The following is an 18,460-nucleotide window of genomic DNA, read 5'->3' as shown; positions in this document are numbered from 1 at the left end:
AGAAATGCTAGAGCCTTTTTACTTTCTGAATCTAATATATGCAATTAGCAAAGCAGCGGACTCCCCGACTTACTATGACAGCGTGTGTTAGGAGTCTAAACCTCCAGTCCTACCATATACTAAACCTCAGCAGAAATGCTGGGGCCTTTATTATTCCTGTCATCTTTAGAAGTAACGCTGGAAGCACCAAGTGCTCATTTAGTTATTTCTATCTACTCAACACTCATTTTGCTCTGTAGTTCTGCTAGTTAATAGCTAATGCTATTCTAGCGAGGCATTGAGTTACGTTATTTGTGCTTCCTGGTGAAACATGAAGCCGTTCGATTGATACTTATATAATCTTGGAAGTGCTTTATTGGGTAGACTAGCGAGTGGGTAGAAGTACTAATTCTCTGTATGACTTAAGCTCCTTAAAGAATTCTGACCACCCACATGAAGGCTTTCGATTACTCAAATATTAGCGGTATCAAATATTGATATGAGCTCTATGTTCCACGCATACCTTTCAGCGATAGCTTCAGTGAGGGAATTGGTGAATTTGACTTTCATTAGGTATAAAAAAGGCCACCTAACTTAGGCAGCCTAGTTTTATATTTTGATATGTTATTTTAACTCTTTCTCAGCTTGTTTTGCTTTCTCTATCATAGGAGTGATTGTTGAGCCTTGAACCAGAATAGAGAACACAACAACAGCGTAAGTCATGACAAGGATTATCTCTTTAACATCTATTGCTTTGTCTTCAATTACCCAGATACCTGAAGGGATTGAAAGTGCCATGGCTAATGCTAAGCCACCGCGTAAACCACCCCAAGTTAGAATCTTAATCGACCACGGGTTGTAAGTTCTAAAGCGTTTAAATCCGACGTAAGACAAGAAAACACTTAAGTAGCGCGCACTCAATACTAGAGGGACTGCGAACGCCATTAAGATCCAGTCTTCTTGGTGAAATTTGAATAACAGCATCGACATACCAATTAATAGGAATAATACGCCGTTTAAGAATTCATCTATCAATTCCCAGAAATGATCTAGGTGATCTTCACTCTCTTTCGAGAATCCGATAAAGCGAGTCCAGTTACCAATCATGATACCTGATACCACCATCGCTAATGGGCCTGATACATGTAGAACTTCAGCAAACGCATAACCAGCAGTTGGGATGCCGATAGTTAATAGCAATTCCATCGAGTGGTCATCGGTATTGCTGATTAGGTAGTGGAATACAAGACCTAAAACAAAACCATAGACAATGCCGCCAATCGCCTCTTGGACGAATAGTATGGTCACACTGCCGACGGTTGGCGCCTCTGTACCAAATGCGATAGTAAATAGGGTTACGAAGATCACTAAGCCAAAACCGTCGTTGAATAGAGATTCTCCCTCGATTTGAGTAGAGATTCTTCTAGGCGCATCGAGCTTCTTGACTATTGCTAAAACGGCAATTGGGTCGGTTGGAGAGATTAGAGAACCAAAGAGTAGGCAGTAAATCAGATCAAATTGAATACTGATGAACTGACAGAACCCGTACAGCACAAAACCGATAAAGAAGGTTGAAAACAGCGTAGCACCTAACGCGAGTACTGTTATTTCCCATTTCTGGTCTTTTAGGTTTGGTAATTTAATCCCCAAACCGCCGGCAAAGAGTAAGAAGCCCAATATTCCCTTTAGTAGGAAATCCTCAAAGTTGATGCTGGCAACGGTTTCTGAGGCGATGTCAGCCAGTTGGAACCAATTGTTTTGTCCCGCAATGATAATCAATAGAGATAACATCATTGAGCCAGCTGTGATGGCGATGGTTGTCTGCATTTTACCAATTTTGGTATTCACGAAAGCAATAAGCATGGCTGCAGCGGACAAGAAGCATAAGGTGTAATAGACCGACATTGGGATTCCAACATGTAACAAAGTATGAATATGAATTTTCGTTGTCTCATGCTCAAATAGCAAACATTTTTTTGTCATGACTCAGTAATCAATTTCCTTTTTTAGACGTCTAGACTCCTTTTTAATGTGTGATAGGATGGAGAGATAATTAAAGGAATGAGGTTGTACCGTGGGAAGTAATGTAAGGCAAAAGATTGACGCTCTGTTGAAGCAACGAATTTTACTGATTGATGGTGGCATGGGCACCATGATTCAGGATTATAAATTGGAAGAGCAAGACTATCGTGGTGAACGCTTTGCTGATTGGCACAGTGACTTGAAGGGCAATAATGACCTTTTAGTTCTTACACAGCCTAAGCTTATCAAAGATATCCATTCAGAATACTTGGAAGCTGGGGCAGACATCCTCGAAACCAATACCTTTAACGCTACAACCATCGCTATGGCCGACTATGATATGGAAAGCCTTAGTGAAGAGATTAACTTTGCTGCTGCCAAGCTTGCTCGTGACGCAGCTGATGAATGGACCGCAAAGACTCCAGACAAGCCTCGCTTCGTAGCGGGTGTATTAGGTCCAACCAACCGAACTTGTTCTATATCCCCTGATGTAAACGATCCTGGTTACCGTAATGTTAGCTTTGACGAACTGGTTGAAGCTTATTCTGAATCGACTCGCGCGCTCATTAAGGGCGGTTCAGATTTAATTCTTATTGAAACTATCTTCGATACGTTAAACGCAAAAGCGTGTGCTTTTGCGGTTGAATCTGTTTTCGAAGAAGTAGGTACCAGTCTGCCAGTGATGATTTCCGGTACCATCACTGATGCATCAGGTCGTACGCTTTCAGGACAGACGACAGAAGCATTCTACAACGCCCTTCGTCATGTAAAACCAATCTCATTTGGATTGAACTGTGCATTGGGCCCTGATGAACTGCGTGAGTATGTCGGTGAGATGTCTCGTATCTCAGAGTGCAATGTTTCTGCTCACCCTAATGCGGGTTTGCCTAATGCATTTGGTGAGTATGACCTTTCTCCTGAGGATATGGCTGAACATGTTAAAGAGTGGGCTGAAAGTGGCTTCTTGAACCTAATTGGTGGGTGTTGTGGTACTACTCCAGAGCATATCCGTCAAATGGCTGAGGCCGTTGAAGGTGTAACGCCGCGTCAATTGCCAGACTTACCAGTTTCTTGTCGTCTTTCGGGACTAGAGCCACTGACGATAGCTAAAGAATCTTTGTTCGTGAATGTAGGTGAGCGGACCAATGTTACCGGCTCTGCACGCTTTAAGCGCCTTATCAAAGAAGAGCTCTACGACGAAGCCTTGAGTGTAGCTCGAGAGCAAGTCGAGAATGGTGCTCAAATTATCGATATCAACATGGATGAAGGGATGCTAGACGCCGAGGCGTGTATGGTTAAATTCCTTAATCTATGTGCTTCAGAACCTGAAATCTCGAAAGTGCCTGTTATGGTCGATTCTTCTAAGTGGGAAGTTATCGAAGCTGGCCTGAAGTGTATTCAAGGTAAAGGGATCGTTAACTCCATCTCTCTAAAAGAAGGCAAAGAGAAGTTTGTTGAACAGGCTAAATTAGTTCGTCGTTATGGTGCTGCTGTTATCGTGATGGCGTTTGATGAAGTCGGGCAGGCTGATACTCGAGAGCGTAAAGTCGAGATCTGTACCAATGCCTACAACATTCTTGTTGATGAAGTCGGTTTCCCACCAGAAGATATTATTTTTGACCCGAATATTTTCGCAGTGGCTACTGGTATCGATGAGCATAATAACTATGCGGTTGATTTCATTGAGGCAGTAGGGGACATTAAACGCGATCTGCCGTATGCGATGATCTCTGGTGGCGTGTCGAATGTTTCATTCTCATTCCGCGGTAATAACTACGTCCGCGAGGCTATTCACGCGGTATTCCTGTATCACTGTTTTAAAAACGGTATGGATATGGGCATTGTAAACGCTGGTCAGTTGGAAATTTACGACAATGTTCCAGAAGATCTGCGTGATGCTGTTGAAGATGTCGTACTAAACCGTCGTGATGATTCGACTGAACGATTGCTGGATATGGCGACCGAATACTTAGAGCGTGCTGTTGGTAAGGTTGAAGATAAATCTGCATTAGAGTGGCGAACTTGGCCTGTAGAGAAGCGTTTGGAGCACTCTTTGGTAAAAGGTATCACCGACTTTATTGTTGAAGATACCGAAGAAGCTCGTGTTAATGCCTCTCGTCCTATTGAAGTGATTGAAGGTCCTCTAATGGACGGCATGAACGTTGTTGGTGACCTATTTGGTGAAGGTAAGATGTTCTTACCACAGGTTGTAAAGTCTGCGCGTGTAATGAAACAGGCGGTTGCCCATTTAGAACCATTCATCAATGCATCCAAAGAAGTGGGCGCAACTAACGGGAAGATTTTGTTAGCGACCGTTAAAGGTGACGTTCACGATATCGGTAAAAATATCGTTGGCGTGGTTTTACAATGTAATAACTACGAGATTATCGACTTAGGTGTGATGGTTTCTTGTGAGAAGATTCTGAAGGTAGCGAAAGAAGAGAATGTCGACATTATTGGCCTGTCTGGACTGATTACACCGTCTCTTGATGAAATGGTACACGTTGCTAAAGAGATGGAGAGACAGGGTTTCAAGCTGCCTCTTCTGATTGGCGGTGCAACCACATCTAAAGCTCACACAGCAGTTAAGATTGAACAGAATTACTCAGAACCTGTTGTATACGTAAATAATGCCTCACGTGCTGTGGGTGTATGTACCTCACTACTTTCTGATGAATTGAAACCCGCTTTCGTTGAGAAGCTGGATATCGATTACGATCGCGTTCGAGATCAGCACAATCGTAAGAAGCCTCGTACCAAGCCTGTCACGCTTGAAAGAGCCCGTGCCAATAAAGTTGCTATCGATTGGGGTGCGTATACGCCACCGGTACCTGCTAAGCCGGGAGTTCACATCTTCAATGATTTTGATGTAGCTACTCTGCGTCAGTACATCGATTGGACTCCATTCTTTATGACATGGTCATTGGTTGGTAAGTACCCAGCTATTTTGGACCATGAAGAAGTGGGTGAAGAGGCAAAACGTTTATTCAAAGATGCTAATGATTTACTGGATCGCGTAGAGAAAGAGAAGCTGCTTGAAGCGCGTGGTATGTGTGCCATGTTCCCAGCGAACAGTGTTGGTGATGATATTGAGGTGTATACCGATGAATCTCGTACCGAAGTTCTAAAAGTTCTACACAACCTTCGTCAACAAACAGAGAAACCAAAAGGCTTTAACTATTGCCTGTCAGATTACATTGCGCCAAAAGAAAGCGGTAAAGCGGACTGGATTGGTGGCTTTGCGGTTACGGGTGGTATTGGTGAGCGAGAGTTGGCTGATGAATACAAAGCGAAAGGCGATGACTACAACGCAATCATGATTCAGGCGGTTGCAGACCGATTGGCTGAAGCGTTCGCTGAATACTTGCATAAAGAAGTGAGAAAGGACATTTGGGGCTACTCACCAGATGAGGATTTGTCTAACGACGATTTGATTCGAGAGAAATACCAAGGTATTCGTCCAGCTCCAGGTTACCCTGCTTGCCCAGAGCATACAGAGAAAGGTACGTTGTGGGAGCTGATGGACGTTGAAAAGGCAATCGATATGTCATTAACGACAAGCTACGCGATGTGGCCTGGTGCCTCAGTGTCTGGTATGTATTTCTCACATCCTGATGCCCGATACTTTGCTATTGCACAGATTCAACAGGATCAAGTGGATAGCTATGCTGACCGCAAAGGTTGGGATATGTTAGAAGCCGAGAAGTGGTTAGGTCCTAACATTAACTAGTTTGAATCTATGACGAGCTTTGATTCGTGAAGTAAAAAGAGAAAGGGTTGCTGAATAGCAACCCTTTTTGTATTTGTGATTTAGTTATTTATCTGTCGATGATAAACGGACTTTTTATTCAAATAACTCTTGGTGAAGTTTTTGAATCGCCAACTTAGAAACAGATTCATCTAGCAAGAAACACAGGTTGTGTGGGCTTGCTCCGTAACAAATCATGCGTAGGTTGAAATCTTCAAGAGTGCCGAATACCTGTTTCGCATAGCCTTTGCTTTCGCTCATGTTGTTACCAATAAGCGCAACAAGGCATAGGTCGTGCTCAATATCGACAGAACACAGCTCTTCAAGCTCAAGGCGAGCGGCTTCAGGTAACTCCGGAGCACCACCTGATGTATCTGTTTGATCCAGAGTAAGTGACACACTGATCTCTGAGGTGGTGATAAGATCGACCGAGATCTTATGCTTAGCAAGGATCTCGAATACCTTTGCCAAGAAGCCATAGGCATGGAACATGTTAGCACTGCGTAGCGTAACCATAGTTTGGTTGCAGCGTAGGGCAAGCGCTCTAAATAGAGGGGAGCTTTCAACTTGTTGACGAATCCAAGTACCACCTAACTCTGGCGCTTTAGAAGAGCCGACAAATACCGGTATTTGGTGACGTAGTGCAGGTACTAGAGTCGATGGATGCAAGATCTTTGCACCAAAGTTTGCCATTTCCGATGCTTCACTGAAGCTGATCTCCGGGATAGGAGAAGCTTTAGGTGCAATACGAGGGTCTGTGGTGTAAATACCCGGAACATCCGTCCAGATTTCTAGACCAATCGCCTGTACAGATTCGGCAATCAGTGCTGCTGAGTAATCACTGCCACCGCGCCCTAAAGTCGTAGTGTTGCCTTCACTATCAGCACCGATAAAACCTTGGGTCACGACAACTTGTTGTTGGCAAAGTGGAATAAGTTTCTGTTGCGCTAGAGTGGCAATATCTTCTAGCTGAGGTTCGGCTTTACCAAAATCATCATTAGTACGCATCACATCTCTGATATCAAAGCGAACAGCAGGAGTGCCTCGTTCACAGATGATCTGAGCCAAGATGTGTGTCGACATCAACTCGCCACATGCGACAAGGTGATCCGTCAGTTTAGTGCTTGTTTGGAATGATGCAGCCTCTGCAGCGCTCGCAATGTCATCAAGAATGCTGTGAACTTCTTTTTCGATGCTGATTGGGTCTGCGAGTTGGTCAAGAATTGCGTTATGAATGTCCGCTAATTGCGCCATTAGTTCCTGACGACGAGTTTTGTCTTGAACACCATTTGCCAGTTCAACCAGCAAGTTAGTGACACCAGAGCATGCACTACTCACGACTAGTTTCGTGTTTGAGTTGTTTTCAATAATGGCAGCACAACGGCTCATTGCTTCAAAGTTGGCAACACTTGTTCCTCCAAACTTAGCGACATTAAAAGAACCAGCTACATTAGATGCACTCACGATATATCTCCCACGACTTCCTAAAATAAAATTACGGTTGGGTAATCCAACGTCCGATGTTTTTCGAAGAGAGTTTTAGAGCAAAAAGAGAGGAATTATTAGAATAGTAACCTCAGAAGCTCTTCACCATATAGAAATGGCGACAGTTGACGGGATTCAGCCCGCTCAACCGATAATAAAGGTCCTGCATACTTTTATTATCTCGGCACTGCTCCCCATAAATGTTTTGTATTGGAAATGCGGTTCCACAAAACATCTGCCTGGGCAGTGCTCCTCTTCTGCTAGATAGCCGGTTCATTGAACGTTTTTGCGGTAACAATGTCAATCCGTAACTTGAGATAATTGAAAAATAATTTTAACAATTATGTGACAGTGGTTTGACCTCAATACTTATGGCTAATTGCTGAGGTAATCAATTTGCTTTAGGGTGGATTGTTCACAACATTAACGTAAGGGATGTACATGTCTAATTTAACACTCACTACTGCTATCGATAGCTTTTATCCACCACACCGAACGTTAATGGGGCCTGGTCCTTCTGATATCTCACCTCAAGTGCTACAGGCTTTGAGCCGTCCAACCATAGGTCACCTAGATCCGCTGTTTATTGCGATGATGGATGAGCTTAAACAACTTCTTAAATACGCTTTTCAGACTGAAAACGAATTTACGATTGCCGTTTCTGCACCGGGCAGTGCAGGTATGGAGACCTGTTTTGTTAACTTGATTGAGCCTGGTGAAAAGGTGATTGTTTGTCGTAACGGTGTCTTCGGTGAGCGTATGCGAGAAAACGTGGTGCGTTGTGGTGGCGAAGCCATCCTTGTTGATGACGAATGGGGCAAGCCCGTTTCAGTTGAAAAGGTAGAACAAGCATTGGCAGAAAACCCCGATGCCGTTGCCGTTGCATTTGTGCATGCAGAGACATCAACCGGAGCGCTATCTGATGCTCAAGCTATCTCAGCTATCGCTCGTCAGTTTGATGCGTTAACGATTGTTGATGCAGTGACATCACTTGGTGGTGTGCCATTGCTGGTTGATGAGTGGCAGCTAGATGCGGTTTATTCTGGCAGCCAAAAGTGTCTGTCTTGTGTGCCAGGGCTATCTCCGGTGACTTTCTCTCAGCGTGCAGTTGATAAAATGAAAGCCCGCCAAGCTCCAGTGCAAAGCTGGTTCTTGGATCAAAGTTTAGTATTAGGTTACTGGAGCGGAGAAGGTAAGCGTAGTTATCACCATACCGCACCTGTAAATAGCCTCTATGCTCTGCATGAGTCGCTGGTTTTGTTGAAAAATGAAGGCTTAGATAATGCGTGGTCTCGTCATCATGCGATGCACCAGGAGCTTAAAGAAGGCGTAGAAGCTCTAGGGTTAAAGTTTGTGGTTGATGAAGAGAGTCGCCTGCCGCAGCTGAACGCACTTTATTTCCCTGAAGGAATTGATGAAGCTAAGATCAGAACGCAGCTTTTAGAAGAATACAATCTTGAAATCGGTGCAGGGCTGGGCTCTTTGGCTGGTAAGGCATGGCGTATCGGCCTAATGGGCTACGGCGCTCGTAAAGAGAATGTCGCGTTGTGTCTAAAAGCGCTAAAAGATGTTTTGAAATAGCTGCAATAAACTGAAATTAAAAAGAAAAGCGCACGAGAGATCGTGCGCTTTTTTGTATCTACCTCAAGCTCATACTGCCTACTAAGTGAAGCTTGCGTTGCGAATCCTTAACATTATTCTGCAGACGAAACGTTATCTTCTGCTTGTGACACTTTCTTATACTGAACCTTTGAAAAGTCTCTGTTAGGGAATAAAAAGTTCGCTTCGCTACGAATTTGTTCTGCTTTACTTTCTTCTCCTAGGCCTTGATACGCCAGAATCAGATTGCTGTAGAAAGCCGGTCTTGGTTTACTCTTAATGATCTCCAGTGACCAATCGATGTAAGGCTGTATAAGGCTCGGGTCGGCTTTGTAGAGACCAATATTAAGGTAAGTGCTGTATATATCCCAATCGTAGCGATCTTTCCACACCACTGGGTTCGTTACCTGCTTAAGAATGTCCGGATTTTTCGGCTTAGACAGTTCAAACTTAGTCAGTACATAATTGGTGTGAAGGGCGCTCAACATATAAAAACTGACCAAGATAGGGAGTACTAAGCTCGACACTCTAAATAGGGTCTTGCTGATGATACTGAACGACTGTTGATAATGTCGGGAAGAGCGCTGATCCACCCAGTAAATCAATATAATGAATGTTATCCAGTGAATCGCCGAGTGGTAAAAAGGGTACTCAAGCTGGGAGTGCAACAGGAGCGGGATAAATAAAGCGAGCAGGGCTAGACGCGTTCCCTTTGCAGAACTTGCTATGCGTGACATCACCAATATCGCAGCAATCAAGATTCCGATGATTGGTACAATTCCCCCTTCAACTCCCCAAAACAGGAACTCATTGTGCGGGTGATCCATTGAAGGAAGACCTGGGTGATAGTTCGAGTTGAGTTGATGTTGGCGAGCCGTATATAGCGTGTATTCAGACTCAAATTTCCCGTAACCATAACCTGTGAATGGCTTTTCGATCATCATATCTAGAGCTTGTGGGAACGTATAAGCGCGCGGGCTTTCTAGGTTCGCTTTCTTGCTAGCGACACTATCTGTAGCACTGAGGCTGATCACCGAAAAAGCGACGACGACACCGACGAGCACTGATGCGCACCACCCGTAGAAGCGTTTCTTGGTCGAGAACTTGTATAGATAGGGCAGAATGCAGATAAACCCAATGACAGCGGCCAACCATCCGGTACGAGATGCGATGATGATCAGCAAGGGCACGGTTAAGGTTGGAGTTAAATACAGTAGGAATGATTCGCTGATCTTATGGTTATATTTAGCAGGCTGCCTTGCTAGAAGATAAGCGGACAGAACAAAACCCGTAGCAAGAAAGCTCGCCATTACATTCGGTTGTTGGAATATCCCATATGGTCGGTTTGCAGCAGTGTTGTAGCCAAATAGGTTGCCAGGTTCTAATAAGAAATATTGCACATAGCCAAACAGTGCTTGTATAACCACAGCAAGCACAATGAACCACAACATGCGCTGCTTGTGTTTATTGCTGAACTTAAATTGCTGTAACACTACAAATAATGCAAAGCCTGCCCATAACCCAAGCAAGCGTCCTGACGCTCCTTGAGGTGCAGCATTACTGTATAAAATAGGTAGCGTGAGTATGATACAGCTAATCAACAAACCAATCGTTAATTTGGAATACTTGAGTACTCGATTGGTTGCGAGTTGGTAAAAGCCAATTGCTAGCGTGAAGCTTAGCGCTAGCCAAGTGGTAGGGTTAAAGGATAGAGCAAGCCCCGAGCCTCCAGGATTGGGCATGAAAAAATGCATGGCTAACAAGAATACAACAGCTAAAGAAGCCAGAAATGCTTTGTTGAGCGGTAGCTGAGTGACCTGATTTTCTAGCTGGGTACCGCTAGTGTGTATTGTTGCCATAAATCCCTAACCTTATAAAAACAGAGCTTGTTCCTTTTGAAACAAGCTCTGTTACTTTAACATTTTTCTGTCTGCTCGCAGGGCGCTATTTTACACCTACTTCAAATTTAACATAGGCTTAAGGAAGCGAGCAGTGTGTGAGCCTTCGACTAACGCCACATCTTCAGGTGTACCTTCTGCAACAATCTCACCACCACCTTGCCCACCTTCTGGGCCAAGATCGAGGATCCAGTCTGCTGTTTTAACGACATCTAGGTTGTGTTCAATCACGACAACCGTATTACCGTGATCACGCAGTCTATGTAGCACCGTTAACAGCTGCTGGATATCGTGGAAATGAAGACCTGTTGTTGGCTCATCGAGAATGTATAAGGTTTTCCCCGTGTCTCGTTTAGACAACTCTCTTGCTAACTTAACGCGTTGCGCTTCACCACCAGATAAGGTCGTCGCTGCTTGTCCGAGGCGAATGTAGGAAAGGCCAACATCCATTAAGGTTTGCAGCTTACGAGCGATAACAGGCACAGGGTTGAAATATTCTCGAGCATCTTCCACGGTCATCTCTAGAACTTCGTCAATGGTTTTGCCTTTGTAGCGCACTTCTAAAGTTTCACGGTTATAACGCTTACCTTTACACACATCACAAGGCACATATACATCGGGTAAGAAGTGCATCTCTACCTTTATGACACCATCGCCCTGACAAGCCTCGCAACGACCACCACGAACGTTAAAGCTGAATCGACCTGGCTTGTAACCACGAGAACGTGATTCCTGAGTGCCTGCGAATAACTCTCGGATAGGGGTAAAAATACCGGTGTAGGTCGCAGGATTTGATCTAGGGGTGCGACCGATAGGGCTTTGGTCTATGTCGATCACCTTATCAAAATGCTCTAACCCTTTAATCTTTTTGTGCTGTGCTGGAACTGCAGTCGTGGCACCGTTTAATTGAGTGTGGGCGACTTTAAAGAAGGTATCGTTGATAAGTGTTGATTTACCCGAACCTGATACACCCGTAATACAGCTGAACAAGCCAACAGGAATTGTCGCAGTCACATTTTTTAGGTTGTTCCCCGTTGCGCCAACGATCTCGACGACCTTTTTCTTGTCGATAGGCGTTCTCTTTTCAGGTACTGCAATTTCTTTAGCACCGCTCAGGTATTGGCCTGTCAAAGAGTTCGGGTTTTCGATGATGTCTTGCATGGTACCTTCTGCCACCACGTGACCACCGTGCACCCCTGCGCCTGGACCGATATCGATAACATGGTCAGCACAACGAATTGCATCTTCGTCATGTTCCACAACAAGTACCGTATTACCTAAGTCTCTCAGGTGAATTAAGGTTTGCAATAGACGTTCATTATCGCGCTGGTGGAGACCAATTGATGGCTCATCCAGTACATACATAACGCCAACTAAACCGGCACCGATTTGGCTCGCCAAACGAATACGTTGCGCCTCACCACCAGACAGCGTTTCAGCACTGCGTGATAGGTTAAGGTAGTTCAAACCAACGTTGACTAAGAAATGCAGACGGTCATTGATCTCTTTCATCACTTTATCTGCGATCTGCCCACGCTGACCGTCTAGCTTCAATTCTTGGAAAAATTGTAGTGCGTCAGCAATGCTAAGTTCAACGATTTCTGGCAGTGTTGTATCACCAATGAAAACATTGCGAGCTTCTAATCTCAGGCGAGTGCCATCACAGCTAGAACACGATTTGGTTGAGATATATTTGGCAAGATCTTCACGCACCGCGCTAGATTCAGTATCACGGTAACGGCGCTCTAAGGTATTTAAAATGCCCTCGAATGGATGACGCTTAACTCGAATATCACCTCGGTCATTGATGTACTTGAATTCCACTTCAGTACGCCCTGATCCTTTTAGAATAATCTCTTGAGTCTTTTTCGGTAGAGAATTGAAGGGCGCATACAGATCAAAACCATAATGCTCTGACAACGACGTTAGCATCTGGAAATAGTAGTAGTTCTTTTGATCCCAGCCTTTGATCGCACCTTCTGCAATGCTTAGATTCTCATCTAAAATCACTCGACTTGGATCAAAATATTGTTGAACACCAAGGCCATCACACGTACCACAGGCTCCTGCCGGGTTATTAAATGAGAACAGGCGAGGCTCAAGTTCCTGCATGCTGTAACCACATTTTGGACAAGCGAAGTTAGCAGAGAATACGATTTCTTCTTGATCTGTTTGGTCCATCCAACCGACGACAGCGATGCCGCCAGATAGCTCTAATGTGGTCTCGAATGACTCGGCTAAACGCTGTTGAAGATCAGGACGAACCTTGAATCTGTCTACCACAACTTCAATGGTGTGCTTCTTATGAAGTTCAAGTGCTGGTGGATCGGACAGATCACAGGTTTCACCATCAATACGCGCTCGAATAAAGCCTTGCGCAGCTAAGTTTTCCAGTGTTTTAACATGCTCACCTTTGCGCTCTTTGACAATCGGTGCCATCAACATCATCTTTGAACCTTCAGGCAGTTCTAAGACCTTATCGACCATTTGACTGATGGTTTGCGCAGCTAGAGGGATGTTGTGATCTGGACAGCGAGGTTCGCCTACTCGAGCGTAAAGTAGTCTCAGGTAATCATAGACTTCGGTAATGGTACCGACGGTTGAGCGAGGGTTATGTGAAGTCGACTTTTGTTCTATTGAGATTGCTGGAGACAGGCCTTCAATATGGTCGACATCAGGCTTTTCCATAAGAGATAGAAATTGACGAGCGTAAGCAGACAGAGACTCAACATAACGACGCTGACCTTCTGCGTAGAGTGTGTCAAACGCAAGTGACGACTTACCTGAACCTGATAATCCGGTGATGACAGTCAGTTTGTCACGTGGAATGGTTAGGTTGACGTCTTTGAGGTTATGCGTACGAGCGCCTCTAATTTCTATTTTATCCATCTCAATAGACCATGTAATTTTAAGTGGCTAAAGTATTACATAGAGTGAGATTTGTGCAAAGTTTTACTGGATAAAAAAACAGTAAACAAAAAGGGCAACTCAAAGAGTCGCCCTTCCTAAAATCAGTAACGTTAGTGATAAACCAGTCGTTATGCTTCTTTCTTGGTCGAGTGTTTACCTAGCTCGATTTGTTGCTGGTCTTTCTTGTATAGGTTTTCGAAGCAGTAGTTTGTTGCTTCGATATAGCCTTCAACACTACCACAGTCAAAACGCTGGCCTTTAAATTTATAAGCCAACACACAGCCTGCTTTTGCCTGCTTTAATAGAGCATCAGTAATCTGGATCTCGCCGCCTTTACCTGGTTCAGTCTGCTCGATAAGTTCAAAGATATCTGGAGTCAGAATATAACGACCGATGATCGCTAGGTTGCTTGGTGCAGTACCTTGCTCTGGCTTCTCTACCATGTCATCAACTCGGAAAAGGTCATCTTTGATCATTTCGCCAGAGATAACACCGTACTTATGAGTTTCTTCTTCAGGTACTTCTTGTACAGCAACAATAGAACAGCGGAACTGTTTGTATAGCGCAACCATCTGAGCCAGTACACCTTGTTGTTCGTTCACACAAAGGTCATCAGCAAGCACGACTGCAAAAGGTTCATCACCCACAAGCTCGCGACCAGTCAAGATAGCATGCCCAAGGCCTTTCATCTCACGCTGGCGAATGTAGGTGAAGTTTGCCGCTTCAATCGTTTCACGGATATTAACCAATAGGTCTTCTTTATTGGTGCCGCTAATCTGGTGTTCCAGCTCGTAGTTTTTATCAAAGTGATCCATGATCGAGTGCTTACCACGTCCAGTAACGATACACATTCCATCCATACCAGCTTCGATAGCTTCCTCTACACCGTATTCAATCAGAGGTTTGTTTACCACAGGCATCATTTCTTTAGGCATTGACTTGGTTGCAGGTAAAAAACGTGTACCGTAGCCAGCTGCTGGGAAAAGGCACTTTTTGATCATGATAAGACCCTTTATCTATAATAATTATTGACTCAACCTGAGTGGTTGATATTTCTGAGGGCAACTCTAGCACAAGTTATGTCGAAAATTCAGCAACAATACCTATGGTTTACTTGAGCTTCCCTCAAAATTATCATCAGATTAAGAGGCCGATCGATTATGCAAGTAGGTTCTGGTTTGCCCAAGCAATGGCTTGAACCCTATTTTTGACCGCCAACTTACGGAATATCTGATAAAGGTGAGATTTAACCGTGAACTCACTAATAAACAAGTCATCGGCGATTTGTGTGTTTGATGACCCTGACTGAAGACAGCGAATCACCTGAATCTCGCGAATGGTTAAATCGACATTGGTTGGTGTCGTGTTGGTATTGACCATATTACGATAATAAAACAGCAGTTGATTGGTTACCTTCCTTGGCAGCCAGTTCTCACCATCGATGACTTCTTGAAGACCACGGGCAATCTTGTCTTTTTGCTCGGTGTTGTAAAAGAGCCCTTTTAGTACCCCATAGGTAAGAAGCTCAGATGTCGGAAGTTGTTGAGGGACATTGAATAAGATGATCTCATGGTTTTTCCACATAACAGTCAGGTTAGGACAAATAATCAGTAGTTGTGGCACCTCTCTATAATCAACGAGCAAGATCCGGTTACTTTGCTTTCTATCAACTAACATTAATTCGTCGGGCGTCATTTTGTAGAGAATAATAGATAAGTGCTTTTCTATCTCTTTTACATGTAGATAGGTGTCGTTTGGGTCGATGCACAGAAAATGCAAAGTGCGAGCGTATCGTGATTTTCTCATTGAAACGTCCTGTTTAAGGGGGATTAGATTCCACGTTGTCATGCAGGCTTTCGCTTCTCTAGCGCATTAATAGTGACTTGCGTTGAATATCAATTATCAAAGTAAATGAGTGGTTTGTAAGTGGAGAAAAAAGCAACATCGCTCTGAATATCATGATTTGTTACGTTTTTATTCTTTGTAGTGAGTAGAGAATAGGAATGCGATTTATCACTGCAGAAAAGCATGCTATTCTTGTGCGCTAAAATTTTCTGAGACTATGAATTTAGACGGAGCAAATCATGGCTAGCCGTGGAGTTAACAAAGTTATATTAGTGGGTAACCTAGGTAATGACCCTGAAATTCGTTACATGCCAAATGGCGGCGCAGTAGCGAACATTACCATTGCAACGTCAGAGTCATGGCGTGATAAAGCAACTGGCGAGCAGCGTGAAAAAACAGAATGGCACCGTGTTGCTCTGTTTGGCAAGCTAGCGGAAGTTGCTGGTGAGTACCTACGTAAAGGTTCTCAAGTTTACATTGAAGGTCAACTTCAAACTCGTAAATGGCAAGATCAAAGCGGTCAAGATCGCTACACAACAGAAGTGGTTGTTCAAGGCTTCAATGGTGTAATGCAAATGCTTGGCGGCCGTGCTCAAGGTGGTGCTCCTGCTCAAGGTGGTATGGGTAACAACCAACAGCAAGGTGGTTGGGGTCAGCCACAGCAGCCACAACAACAGCAGCAACAATACAGTGCTCCAGCTCAACAGCAGCCGAAAGCACCTCAACAAGCTCCTCAGCAGGCTCAACCTCAATATAATGAGCCGCCAATGGATTTTGATGATGACATCCCATTTTAATCCCTGTTTTTAATATATTATAAAGACAGTATTAAATTGGAAAAAGCCGCGTTCATCGCGGCTTTTTGTTACCTACAATTCTTAACGCTTTATTTACAACGTCAATTTATAGTATAAGTAGCAATACGGTATAATGTGAGTTGAAAAGGATTTCGTTATTCATGAGATATACCCCGACACTAAAATTGAGCACTCGATTGGTCGCATTTGTCACCGTGATAGTGATCAGCGCGATGTTCATTCTTTTTATTGGTGGCACACTTTCCTTTAAGCGTATTGGACAGGAATATTTAGACCATTATTTGGTTGGCATTGTCGACGTTGTAGATAAAGAGATGGAAGACCCCGACGCCGCGTATTCAATGCAGCGCTGGATGCCTAAAATGTTGCAGGCGAGCAATATTGTAGAGATGAAACTCTCGAACAAGACAGGCATTGTTTATCGTTTCAAAGATACTTCCCCACAAATTGACCCCAATCGTCTTTATGAGAAAAGCTTCATTTTAGAGCGTAATGAAGGCTACCGAATCGAATTTAAAGCGCTTCCTCCTTATATTGGCTACAACTACTCAATGGAAGCGATGTGGTCAATTACTTTGGCTGTCGCATTGGTTCTGTTCTGTCTTGCTCGCGGTGTTCGTTGGTTGAAAGAGCAGCTCATGGGTTCTGAGATTTTGGAAGAGCGAGGAAGAATGATCTTGGCCGGTCAGGTTGAAGCTCATGCAAAGGGAGATGAGCGAGAGTGGCCTTATACCGCAAGTGAAGCCTTAGATGTCTTGATCGAAGAGCTGCAAGATGCTCGTCAAGAACGAAGCCGCTTTGATACCTTTATTCGTACTCACACCTTCCTAGATAAACTCACAGGAACGGCAAACCGAGTTTTATTCGATAATAAGCTGGAATCGGCACTGCATGAAAGTGGCGCACGAGGCGGTGTGTTACTGATACGTATCGACGAATGGGAGCAAGTTAGTGATGCTAACGACAAGCAAACCACTGACGGCTTTATTATTGAAGTCGGTGAAGTACTGTCGAATATCGTTCAGCGTTATCCCGATGTCATCTTTTCTCGTTATTACGAAGCGGACTTTGCTGTATTTATCCCTCATCAGGGAGCAAAAGATATTGCGACCTTGGCTGCTCAGTGTTTAAGGCAGTTAGATAAGCTAACCCCGCCAGAGCCTTTAGAATCGGATAACTGGTGTCATATCGGTGTGACCATGTATACCGAAGGTGAGCGTCACAGCCAGATCATGGATGAAACGGAAACGGCATTAAAGAGTGCTCAGTTAGAGCGTATTAATAACTGGAGCCGCTACCCGAAAGAGAATAAGAATGAGCTTGATAGAGGCAGTGTTCGTTGGAGAACATTACTTGATAAAGCGCTGCTTCCTGAAAATTTAGTAATCTTTGCTCAGCGGTGTTATCTTATGCCGGAATCTGGTCAAGCCAATGAATTACATAGAGAAATATTCGCTAGAATTCAGGATCCTGATAAAGGTTTATTGAAATCGTCTCGATTTATGCCTGCGGTAGAGCAAGTGGGCTATCAAGCTCAAATGGACCAATCGGTTCTAAAGGTTGTGTTGAAATCGCTGAAAGAATCAACTCAACTTATCAACTATTCGGTGAATCTGAATGTTACCCCGTTTGCTAATAAACAGCACTTTAAGTGGTTTAGGAGTGAGTTGTTACAGCTTTCTGCTCAACACCGCTCTCAGCTTGCGTTTGAGTTTCCAGAAGGGCACTTGATTGCTCATCTTGATTATATGAGACCGGTGGCAAAGATGCTGCGGGGTTTAGGGTGTAAAGTTGTGGTCGGCCAAGCTGGACGAACCATTGTTAGCACTCACTACATCAAGGATTTGAAGGTTAATTATATTAAGCTTCATCGAAGCCTAATTAAGAAAATTGATCAAAGGCATGAGAACCAACTGTTTGTTCGAAGCTTAATTGGGGCGTGCGGTGATTCTCCAACTCAAGTTATTGCCGTTGGAGTCGAGTCAAAACAAGAAAAGAATACCTTGATAGAGTTAGGCATTAACGGCTATCAAGGAAGATATTTCGACGAAGAACAACAAATTATCCCTTTGCCTAATCAAGCAGAAAAGGCCGCGAAAGCGGAATCTGTTGTCAAAGTTGGAAGAAGAAATCGATGGCGTAAGAGTAGTAGTTAA

At 44.0% G+C, this 18,460-nt stretch carries 10 protein-coding genes and 1 riboswitch; of the genes, 4 read left to right on the top strand and 6 right to left on the bottom strand.

Annotation, left to right across the window (positions count from 1 at the left end; all coding sequences use genetic code 11):
• Positions 1–603: 603 nt before the first annotated feature.
• Positions 604–1,884 (bottom strand): cation:proton antiporter, encoded by a 1,281-nt coding sequence (locus AB4484_RS01335; RefSeq protein WP_372076083.1) that lies wholly within the window; start codon positions 1,882–1,884, stop codon positions 604–606.
• A 169-nt stretch (positions 1,885–2,053) separates the two neighbouring features.
• Between AB4484_RS01335 and metH the strand changes: the two genes are divergently transcribed.
• Positions 2,054–5,731, top strand: coding sequence for a methionine synthase (gene metH / locus AB4484_RS01330; protein ID WP_372076081.1), 3,678 nt, complete (start codon positions 2,054–2,056; stop codon positions 5,729–5,731).
• Between the two features lie 114 nt (positions 5,732–5,845).
• On the opposite strand, the gene lysC is transcribed toward metH, so the two are convergent.
• A complete protein-coding gene (gene lysC / locus AB4484_RS01325) occupies positions 5,846–7,213 on the bottom strand; it encodes a lysine-sensitive aspartokinase 3 (protein ID WP_048609609.1) in 1,368 nt (455 codons plus the stop codon).
• 108 nt (positions 7,214–7,321) lie between these two features.
• A riboswitch (Lysine riboswitch) is annotated at positions 7,322–7,499 on the bottom strand.
• Between the two features lie 176 nt (positions 7,500–7,675).
• Between lysC and AB4484_RS01320 the strand changes: the two genes are divergently transcribed.
• Positions 7,676–8,815, top strand: coding sequence for an alanine--glyoxylate aminotransferase family protein (locus tag AB4484_RS01320; RefSeq protein WP_048618113.1), 1,140 nt, complete (start codon positions 7,676–7,678; stop codon positions 8,813–8,815).
• Between the two features lie 113 nt (positions 8,816–8,928).
• Here AB4484_RS01320 and AB4484_RS01315 read toward each other — a convergent pair whose 3' ends face one another.
• From AB4484_RS01315 to AB4484_RS01300, 4 genes are all read right to left on the bottom strand, one after another.
• The gene (locus tag AB4484_RS01315) at positions 8,929–10,692 is read right to left on the bottom strand and encodes a PglL family O-oligosaccharyltransferase (RefSeq protein ID WP_372076078.1); all 1,764 of its coding nucleotides are present in this window, start codon (positions 10,690–10,692) and stop codon (positions 8,929–8,931) included.
• 96 nt (positions 10,693–10,788) lie between these two features.
• Positions 10,789–13,620 carry an excinuclease ABC subunit UvrA gene (gene uvrA, locus AB4484_RS01310; protein WP_048609612.1) on the bottom strand — a complete coding sequence of 944 codons (2,832 nt, stop codon included), beginning with the start codon at positions 13,618–13,620 and terminating at the stop codon, positions 10,789–10,791.
• A 149-nt stretch (positions 13,621–13,769) separates the two neighbouring features.
• The gene (galU, locus tag AB4484_RS01305) at positions 13,770–14,642 is read right to left on the bottom strand and encodes a UTP--glucose-1-phosphate uridylyltransferase GalU (RefSeq protein ID WP_017061340.1); all 873 of its coding nucleotides are present in this window, start codon (positions 14,640–14,642) and stop codon (positions 13,770–13,772) included.
• 157 nt (positions 14,643–14,799) lie between these two features.
• A complete protein-coding gene (locus AB4484_RS01300) occupies positions 14,800–15,447 on the bottom strand; it encodes a LuxR C-terminal-related transcriptional regulator (protein ID WP_029405754.1) in 648 nt (215 codons plus the stop codon).
• Between the two features lie 278 nt (positions 15,448–15,725).
• Here AB4484_RS01300 and AB4484_RS01295 point away from each other — a divergent pair, with 278 nt between their 5' ends.
• Positions 15,726–16,283: a single-stranded DNA-binding protein gene (locus AB4484_RS01295; protein WP_017061342.1), complete on the top strand. Its 558-nt coding sequence runs from the start codon at positions 15,726–15,728 to the stop codon at positions 16,281–16,283.
• Positions 16,284–16,444: 161 nt separating this feature from the next.
• Positions 16,445–18,460: an RNase E specificity factor CsrD gene (csrD, locus tag AB4484_RS01290; protein ID WP_372076076.1), complete on the top strand. Its 2,016-nt coding sequence runs from the start codon at positions 16,445–16,447 to the stop codon at positions 18,458–18,460.

It is taken from the genome of Vibrio sp. 10N.261.46.A3 (assembly GCF_041472995.1).
Classification (GTDB): Bacteria; Pseudomonadota; Gammaproteobacteria; order Enterobacterales; family Vibrionaceae; genus Vibrio; species Vibrio coralliirubri.
The sequence above is the reverse complement of the archived record's forward strand: the minus strand, read 5'-3'. Positions and strand labels throughout refer to the sequence as shown.